We start from the raw sequence: 7,314 nt of genomic DNA, 5'->3' as shown, positions 1-7,314 counted from the left end.
CCCACCCGGAGAAAGTGGGCTATCGCTGTCATAGTTGTTCAAATTAATTGAATATGTGGTCAGGCATCGGGAATGCAAACCGAGATTCGATGCCTTTAAACCTCCATCGGCTTAGCCGAGCATCGAAATGATTGCGTCTCGCATCCATCGGTGCGAGAGCGATGAGTCCCAGCGAGAATGCCAGGCAATCGAGTAGGTTCGATTTTGAACTTCGGCCGGCAACTCCAGCACGCTCAGATCGAACTGGCTCGCCAGAATCGTCGCAACACGCATCGGCAAGGTTATTGCCGCGTCGCTCTTGTGCATGGCAAACGGTGCCAGGGACAGTGTCGAGACATACATCGGAAACCTGCGCTTGGACAATCCATGCTCCTTGAGCAGGTTGTCGACGTCATTGTCTCGCCCGAGCATATTGATCGTGCTGATAAACCGCATCTCGGCAAGATCGGCCAGCTCCAGCCGCTTTTCGCTGAGTGGATGATCGCGCCGCACCAGGCATACGCGCCGTTCCTCGAACAGCGGAAAGAACGTCACGTTGTGCGCGTGTCGATCGAAACGATCAAAACGACCGATCGCCAGGTCGATAACACCCGTTTCAAGCTCCTCGACAGGCGTGACATCGCCATATGCCGGGAAAAAGTAGGCGGCCGCATTGGGCGCCTCGGTTTCGAGGAATTCATGCAGCAGTGGGGCCAGCAAGAGTTCGATGGCACTGGTCGTGCCGATCTTGAATACCTGCGTCGATCTGGATGGGCAGAACCCCCCGCCCTCCTCCAACGCATGGTCAACAGCCTCAAGCGCGCGTCTGACCGTATCGCGGAGTGTCCGGGCCAACTCCGTGGCCTCCAGTTTCCCCCGAACCCGGACAAAAAGCGGGTCCGACAACTCCTCCCTCAACCGGGCAAGATCGCGGCTCACACCCGGCTGCGTGCGCGCGAGTTTCTCCGCAGTTTTGGTAACGCTACCCGTCTCCATCAGGGACTCGAATACCACCAGCAGATTCAAGTCGAAGCGTCTGAGCGACAGGAGGTTCATGTTTTCGGTCCGAGTAAGGCGGATGAATAAGGCGGCCGCACGCCGTATGTCTTTACCCGCCAATCACGGCATCGGCTGCACGAAAGCATACCAAATATGGTATGTCACCTCGTATAAATATGATGAAAAGTTGAGGCTACCTGGCGCCATACTTCTCGCACAAGCCGGTGTCGCAAGTCGCAACGCCGGTACTGCGGAGACTGAAGATGAAGGACGTTTTCAAGGTGCTGACGTGCTGTGGCGCTGCTGTCGCCACCTGCCTGGGAGGCAATGCGTTCGCGCAAGACACATTTCCGGCGAAGCCGATCCGACTGGTTGTGCCACTTCCGCCGGGCGGCGGCGCCGATGGCCTCGCACGCATCTGGGGCGATTACGTGGGCCGCCAGTTGGGTACGACCGTTGTGGTGGAGAACCGGGCCGGCGCCAACGGATCGATCGCTGCGGCATACGTAGCCACCCAACCGGCAGACGGCTACACGATCCTGCTTGGCACCCAGTCCAATCTCGCGCTCAACCGTTTCTCGTTTGGCAAGCTTAACTACGATCCCGACAATAGCTTCGCGGGTATCGGCATTCTCGCCACCACTCCGCAAGTCCTGCTTGCCAACAACGCCGTCCCGGCAAACAACATCGCGGATCTGATTCGTCTGGCAAAAGCGTCGCCGGGCAAGTATTCCTACAGCACTGCGGGAAAGGGAAACTCCACTCATTTGAATATGGAGATATTCGCCCGACACGCTGGCGTTAACCTCCTGAACGTTCCGTACAAGGGCAGCGCCGCTGCATTGCTGGCCGTTGTCGGCGGCGAAACCCAGTTGACCAGCGCAGTGGTCTTCTCCGCGATCCCATTTATCAAGGACAAGAAGGTCAAGCCACTGGTGGTATTTGCCGACAAACGGGTCCCAGACTTGCCCGATGTCCCCACACAGGCCGAGATCGGCATTCCCAAGTCACTTGGCGGTGGCTGGTATGGCCTGGTGGCTCCCAAGGGCACGCCCGACGCCATCATCCAGAAGCTCAATGCGGCTACCACAAAGATGTGGGCAGATCCTGAATCCAGACAAAAGCTGGACAGGATCTACATGACGGAACCTGCGGACAAGACGGTTTCCGCTGTTGCCAAATCCACGCGGCAGGACGCCGATCAGTGGGGTCCACTGGTCAAGTCCCTGAACCTGGCCGCGCAGTAATACTTCCGCCGGGCAGGCATCAACTGCATGGTCCCTGCCCCCTCTTGACTGCTGGATGATGGATATCCGAATGCGTGCAATGCAATGCTTTCCGCTCGTGGACGTGGCCGGCGGGCCATACGACCGCGGACTTCAACACGGGCGAGCGGTGCCCGAACGAATCGCCGCGGGTGCGGCGCTATACCGAGCCCAGCTTGGCCGTCGGGGCCTCGACGACGCCACCATCGACCGTCTCGCACGCGCGATGCTTCCGCAAATCGAAGCCTTCGAACCGGCCTATCTGGAAGAAATGCGCGGCATCGCCGATGGCGCAGGTACTTCGCTCGAAGACGTCATCGCCATCAATTGCCGGACGGAAATGCTGTACGGCTTCGCGACGATCGGTGGCAACGCCACACCGGAGGATGGCGGCGAAGATGGCGATTGCACAGGACTGGTGGTATTGCCAAAACGTTCCGCTACAGGCCGGTTGCTGCACGGCCACAACTGGGACTGGCGCGAAGAGTGCGTCGACACCTGCATCGTCCTGCGCATCCGCGCTGAAATTGGTCCCGATATCCTGGCGTTCACGGAAGCCGGAGCCCTGGCCCGGCACGGTTTCAACAGCAACGGCGTGTCGCTCACAGGGAATGCGCTGTCCTGCCATGAGGATTATCAGCATGGCCCCGGCGTCCCGGTCGTGCTCTTGCGCCGGCGACTGCTCGAGTCCGCCAACCTCGCGCACGCGATGCGAACCGTGTGGAACGCCCGGCGATACTGTTCGAGCAACATGATCCTTGCCCAGAGCAGCGCCACCGATGGCTGCTGCGCAAGCCTAGAAGCCGCGCCCACCGACGTCTACTGGACGCTTCCTCAGGACGATGTGCTCGTGCATGCCAATCACTGGCTATCTCCGGTCGCCGTAACAAGGCTTCGGGACCCAGGGCTCGCTGCAAGGCCCGACAGCCTGTACCGGCAACATCGCGTCGAGCATGCGTTGCGTTCCATTACCGACCGTGGCATCGAATGGGCCGATATCCGGTCCATCCTGGCCGACGATTTCGGCTTCCCCGACGGCGTCTTGCGCAGCCCGAAGCCTGGCGACTTCAGCAGTATCTCCGCCACCGTGGCAACGACGCTGATGGACGTCGCGAGGAAAGTCATGTGGGTGGCGCGCAAACCGTATGAACACCGCGAGTTCCAGGAATACACGCTCTAGCGCGCAAGGCGGCGGGCAGCGCCCCCTCGACAGCCTCAGAAACCTCGAAATCCTGGAGTTTTACGTGTCATTCAGTGCATTGGACCTCTTCAAGATTGGTATCGGACCATCCAGTTCGCATACGGTCGGCCCCATGCGGGCCGCGCGGCAGTTCGTCGAGGCACTCGAGCGCGATCATTCGATCGACTGCGTGACGAATCTGCGTGCCGAGCTTTACGGGTCGCTTGGCGCAACCGGGAAAGGACATGGCAGCGATACGGCGATCCTGTTGGGCCTGTCCGGCCATGATCCCGAAACCATTAACGTGACGCGCATTCCGGACTATCTGGCTGATATCCGCGGCACAGGTACGATTCTGCTGAACGGCAACAGACCGATTGCCTTCGACGCGCGCAAGGACCTCGTGTTCTACAGGCGCGCATTGCAGTTGCACGCAAACGGCATGCGCTTCGTCGCCTTCGCCGCCGACGGAGCAGAACTCCGCGCCTCGACTTTCTACTCGGTCGGCGGCGGGTTCGTCGTACCCGAGGCAAGGATGGACAAGGAAGGTTTGGGACTCGCCAGTGAGCAGACGCTGCCACTACCGTTCGCCAATGCGGCAGATCTGCTGGCAATCGCGGCGCGTCTGGGCATATCGATCGCGGGAATCATGCGCCGGAACGAGGAATACTGGCGATCAGCCGTAGATACCCGTGATGCGCTGCTGACCATCTGGAAAACGATGCAGGACTGTGTGGACCGAGGTTGCCACACCGAAGGCATCCTGCCAGGAGGCTTCCAGGTTCGCAGACGCGCGGCACCGCTTTTCCGGAAACTGAGCACGCGGGACGGTTCCGGCGATCCGCTGCACGCGATGGACTGGGTCAGCCTGTATGCGTTGGCGGTCAACGAAGAAAATGCGGCAGGTGGCCGCGTGGTGACGGCGCCAACGAACGGCGCCGCAGGCATCATTCCGGCCGTCCTCCACTACTACATGAAATTCGAGGCGGGCGCGTGCGAGGATGACGTCATCGATTTTCTGTTGACCGCCGCGGCCATTGGCATCCTCTTCAAGAAGAACGCCTCCATCTCCGGCGCCGAAGTTGGTTGCCAGGGCGAGGTAGGCGTGGCTTGCTCCATGGCGGCGGCCGGCTTGTGTGCGTTGCTGGGCGGAACGGTTGCGCAAGTCGAGAATGCCGCCGAAATCGCGATGGAACATCACCTGGGGCTGACTTGCGATCCTGTGGGCGGACTGGTCCAGATCCCGTGCATCGAGCGAAACGCTGTCGCGGCCATCAAGGCAATTGGCGCCGCGCGCATGGCGCTTCATGGCGACGGCAGTCACCATGTCAGCCTGGACAAGGTCATCAAGACAATGCGCGAAACTGGCGCCGACATGAAGACGAAGTACAAGGAAACCGCACGAGGAGGACTGGCGGTCAACATCATTGAGTGCTGACACCTGAGTAAGGCGGGGCCGAGCTAATAGCTAAGCGAGGTCGCCCTGATCGCGCGACGCAAGCGCAAGAATGTAGCCTGACAGTTCCTGGGTCAGTTGCCCTCCCATTTTTACCTCCCATTCGCCGCTACATTTTCGTCAGGCCGAATGAAATCAGCGATGACAACTGAGCTGATACTGCTGGTCTCGAAGCATACGGTGGCTTCGCTTTAGCTGATCCATTTGCTGCCAGGCGTTGATTTGGCGCATCGCCACCTCGATCGAACGAATTTGCTGGTCTATCGACTGACACTGGCTGCGTTGATTCATCGCCGCGGCGTAGTCCTGCTGTTGTTGCTGAACGAGTTGGGCCTGGTATTGGCGGCTGTCGTCCGCCCTGCTGGCGAGAAACTGCTGCTCGAGCTGCTGGACGTTGGCCGACTTGCCGATGGTGGACACCGAGCCGCCTGATCCCGAAGTGATATCAGTGTAGCCAGCCGGGCAATATTGATCCTGGGTATAGAGGATCTTGCCCTGGTTGCGACATTTAGCTGCCTGGGCGCCGGTAGCCATGGCGATCGCAACCAGAAAGAGTGCGACGTTGCGCATCTAAGAATGTTCTCATTACTAGTTGACGCAAATTTATCACGCGGCGCATACGCCCGGTTTGCCTGGCGAAGTGGGTATTCAGGATTATCAGGATCCGTTCACGCCGACTTGCATATTTATCACGCCCAGGCACGAATAAATCGATGGGTTGTCGATACCCCAGCAATTGTGCGGCACCGCAAATAACATCCCCCAATAGATGGGTGTCCAGTTGGCGCAACAGCAGAGAGCAGTAAGACTGCCGGTGTAGCGCAAAGGGCTCGAGCTTTTGGCAAAATGCCTTCCGCGGCGTGTGTGCAAGCCGACAATTGACAATCGTCACGGCATGGTTACTGTGGCCGGCGACGTAAAAAGACATCTAAAACAAGAAAAGGGTATCCGAAGTGGGTCGCATTAAAACCAGCCTGGCGCTTGGCGCACTAGGCCTTATCCTGTCGGGGTGCAGTGTAGTTGCTCCACCCTATCCTCCATCGCTCGACAACGTCCAGACGCTCAAGAACAGCGGCGCTGCGCCCATGCGGGTGGGCATGTTCACTGAGAGCGGACCCGGAGTGAAACACCCCATTCCGTTGCGCGCCAACAGCCTGGTGTCACCGTATGGCGGCACGTGGTCGGCGTACATCTCGGAGGCCGTGACGCGTGAGCTGACCATGGCCGGCAAAGTCTCGCCGAACGCCGATGTGGTGATTTCCGGCACGCTGCTGCGCAACGAGATCGATCCCGCGATCGTCACTGCCTCAGGCGACGTCTCGGCGCGTTTCATCGTCAAGAAAGGCGAGACAGTGCGTTACGACCAGGTCAAGTCGGTCCATCGCGAATGGGATTCGTCATTCGCGGCGGCCGTGGCGATTCCGAAGGCAGTCACCGAGTACGGCTACACGGTGCAGGCGCTGCTTGCCACGCTCTACGCCGACCCCGCATTCCTCGACGCCTTGAAGTAACACCAATAACAACAGAAGAAGGAGAAATACGATGCGTGCCTGGTTCACGATCGCTAGCCGCTGCGCGGCCATTGCCGCGCTAATCGCACTGGCAGGCTGTGCCCATCCGATTCAGATTGCGACCGACAAGTCCGCGCCCGCCACACCTGCGCAGAAGAAGATCGAAAAGAACATCGGCTTCGTTATCCCGGACCCGCTACTGATCAAGGAAGTCACCACGCCGGGCGGCGGTGGCGACAAGGTTAGCTACCTGCCATACCGCGATCTCGAAGTCCCGCTCTACAGCACCTTGTCCAACGTGTTCGCTAACGCTACCAAGCTCAAGGCACCGGACGACCGTGCGGCAATCGACAAGGCACAACTCGCCTATATCCTGACGCCCGAAATCTCGACCGATTCGTCGTCGGAAAGCGCCCTTACCTGGCCGCCAACCAGTTTTACGATCAACCTTACCTGCACCGTGACGGATCTCAGTGGCAAGGTCGTGTTCAAGAAGGTGGTCTCAGGCCAAGGCAACGCGGAGTTCTCGGAATTCAAGAGAAATTTCTCGCTGTCAGCCCAGCGCGCCAGCGAGAATATGCTCAGTAATCTGCAGAAGGCGCTCAGCGAAGCTCCCGAATTCAGCGCAACTCTGCCGTCTTCGGCGGCGGTCGCCACGGCACGCTAGCATCTCGCACGGAATCGGTTGCTACGGGAGCGTCATGCTCCCGTTTTCGCTTTTTGGCGCGTTAAGAGGTTGAGAGGATCAGTACTCAGTCACCGGCGCATGCACGGGAGCGATCGATTGGTGCGGCGTCTGCGTGCGCTGGGCTGCCTTGTGGACCATCGTGTAGGCATAGTCGATGCCCATGCCGTAGGCGCCCGAGTGCTCCTTGGCCAGACCCGTCACCGCGTCGTACGTTTCCTTGTTCTTCCAGTCGCGCT

At 59.5% G+C, this 7,314-nt stretch carries 7 protein-coding genes and 1 pseudogene; 5 read left to right on the top strand and 3 right to left on the bottom strand.

Translation table 11 applies throughout. The features are described from left to right. Positions 1-111: 111 nt before the first annotated feature. Positions 112-1,035 carry a LysR substrate-binding domain-containing protein gene (locus ACO550_RS39245; protein WP_315598857.1) on the bottom strand — a complete coding sequence of 308 codons (924 nt, stop codon included), beginning with the start codon at positions 1,033-1,035 and terminating at the stop codon, positions 112-114. A gap of 206 nt (positions 1,036-1,241) precedes the next feature. On the opposite strand from ACO550_RS39245, the gene ACO550_RS39240 reads away from it, so the two are divergent. The 3 genes from ACO550_RS39240 to ACO550_RS39230 all read left to right on the top strand — a co-directional run bounded on the left by ACO550_RS39240 (position 1,242) and on the right by ACO550_RS39230 (position 4,861). After that, the gene (locus ACO550_RS39240; RefSeq protein WP_315598858.1) at positions 1,242-2,225 is read left to right on the top strand and encodes a tripartite tricarboxylate transporter substrate-binding protein; all 984 of its coding nucleotides are present in this window, start codon (positions 1,242-1,244) and stop codon (positions 2,223-2,225) included. Between the two features lie 97 nt (positions 2,226-2,322). After that, complete coding sequence (locus ACO550_RS39235) at positions 2,323-3,423, top strand: C45 family autoproteolytic acyltransferase/hydrolase (protein WP_315598859.1); 1,101 nt, start codon at positions 2,323-2,325, stop codon at positions 3,421-3,423. A gap of 64 nt (positions 3,424-3,487) precedes the next feature. Further along, entirely contained in the window at positions 3,488-4,861 is a 1,374-nt protein-coding gene (locus ACO550_RS39230; RefSeq protein ID WP_315598863.1) for an L-serine ammonia-lyase, read from the top strand. Between the two features lie 153 nt (positions 4,862-5,014). On the opposite strand, the gene ACO550_RS39225 is transcribed toward ACO550_RS39230, so the two are convergent. Beyond that, on the bottom strand, positions 5,015-5,449 hold the full coding sequence (locus ACO550_RS39225) for a hypothetical protein (RefSeq protein WP_315598860.1): 435 nt from the start codon (positions 5,447-5,449) through the stop codon (positions 5,015-5,017). A 551-nt stretch (positions 5,450-6,000) separates the two neighbouring features. Here ACO550_RS39225 and ACO550_RS39220 point away from each other — a divergent pair. Beyond that, the gene (locus ACO550_RS39220; protein WP_315598861.1) at positions 6,001-6,390 is read left to right on the top strand and encodes a hypothetical protein; all 390 of its coding nucleotides are present in this window, start codon (positions 6,001-6,003) and stop codon (positions 6,388-6,390) included. 31 nt (positions 6,391-6,421) lie between these two features. Beyond that, a complete protein-coding gene (locus ACO550_RS39215; protein ID WP_315598862.1) occupies positions 6,422-7,057 on the top strand; it encodes a hypothetical protein in 636 nt (211 codons plus the stop codon). Between the two features lie 78 nt (positions 7,058-7,135). Here ACO550_RS39215 and ACO550_RS39210 read toward each other — a convergent pair. Next, positions 7,136-7,314, bottom strand: a pseudogene (locus ACO550_RS39210) (hydrolase); the annotation flags it as partial.

This window comes from Cupriavidus sp. (assembly GCF_057315035.1).
This window is presented reverse-complemented; position numbering and strand designations above follow the sequence as displayed.